Consider the following 607-nt stretch of genomic DNA (forward strand, 5'->3'; position numbering starts at 1 on the left):
TAGGCCCCGGCAAAAAATCCGCCAATATCGCTGTTCCAGTGCGGAATGCCACACATCGAGAAATTAAGTCCTGCGGGAATTTGATTTCGAAAATTCTCCCACGATGAAAAGACATCGCCCGACCATACGTTGGCGCCATAGCGTTGCTGACCGGCAAATCCGGATCGCGTAAGAATAAACACTCTTTTGTCGGAGGTTACTGCCCGCTGATTGTCATACACACCGCCCACCGTGACCAGAGGGTAGGCATTCCTTACCTTTCGGAAAGAGCCCATGGCCGTTTGGGTATTCATGTCCTCCGGCTTAAAACTCAAATGGTCCGGTTCTGTTGAATCCATCCACCATCCGTCTATGCCCAACTTAAACAGACCTTCGTTCAGGTGTTTCCAGTAAATATCCCTCGCCTTGGGGTTGAAGGCGTCGTATACACGTACGCCCGAAGGATAGTCCATGTTGGGTGGCCAACTGGTAAGACCCGATTCGGGCCATGTGTTGAAGTTGAAGAGAGCCCCCATCTTATCCAATTGACGGTATTGCTTGGTGGCAGGGCCAAACGAAGACCAAATGGAAATGATCATGTGTGCATTCATCTCATGGATCTCGTTGA

The 607-nt window shown here is 50.2% G+C and carries 1 protein-coding gene; it reads right to left on the bottom strand.

Features of this window, described 5'->3' with window-relative positions:
* Window positions 1-607, bottom strand: a 607-nt coding sequence (locus tag B3Z75_RS00320) for a TIM-barrel domain-containing protein (RefSeq protein WP_294066536.1), incomplete at both ends; no start/stop codon positions are given.

It is taken from the genome of Proteiniphilum sp. UBA1028 (assembly GCF_002316955.1).
Taxonomy (GTDB): domain Bacteria; phylum Bacteroidota; class Bacteroidia; order Bacteroidales; family Dysgonomonadaceae; genus Proteiniphilum.